This window comes from Bacillus sp. 05T31 (assembly GCF_056396725.1).
In genome coordinates this window covers 1-698 of sequence record NZ_JBFTMA010001205.1, presented here as the reverse complement: position 1 = coordinate 698, position 698 = coordinate 1, and the positions used below count along the sequence as shown (strand labels likewise).

Genomic DNA, 698 nt, shown 5'->3' with positions numbered 1-698 from the left:
CTGCTAGTCGACTATGATAATTTTTGGTTATAATAATAAAGGAATTATTAATTGTATCGGTTAGGGGCGCAGCAAATATGAAAACAGTCGTTGTCATCGGTGGAGGTATTACTGGACTTTCTACTATGTTTTATTTAGAAAAATTAAAGAAGGATTATAATATAGATTTAAATTTAATCCTTATTGAGAAAGAAGAGTATTTAGGTGGTAAAATCCACAGTGTGGAAGAAAATGATTTTATTATGGAATCTGGAGCAGATTCTATTGTAGCTCGTAATGAACATGTTTTGCCGCTTGTAAAAGATTTAAATTTAGAAAATGAAATGGTATATAACGAAACAGGTATTTCTTACATATACTCTGATAACATATTACATCCAATTCCTGCTGACACTATATTTGGGATTCCTATGAGTGTTGAATCATTATTTAGCAGTACGCTAGTCTCAAAAAAAGGGAAAATCGTTGCTTTAAAAGATTTTATTACGAAAAATAAGGAGTTTACAAAGGATACATCACTTGCTGTATTTTTAGAAAGCTTTTTAGGGAAAGAATTAGTGGAAAGACAAATTGCACCTGTGCTTTCAGGTGTATATTCTGGTAAATTGAAGGAGCTTACAATGGCATCTACGTTACCATATTTACTTGAGTATAAAAATAAATATGGAAGTATTATTAAAGGTTTTGAAGAGAATAAA

General features: G+C 30.4%; 1 protein-coding gene. It reads left to right on the top strand.

Annotated elements, in window-relative coordinates; translation table 11 throughout:
* Positions 1 to 77: 77 nt before the first annotated feature.
* Positions 78 to 698, top strand: a 621-nt coding sequence (hemG, locus tag AC1DJR_RS32455; RefSeq protein WP_477004510.1) for a protoporphyrinogen oxidase, incomplete at its 3' end; no start/stop codon positions are given.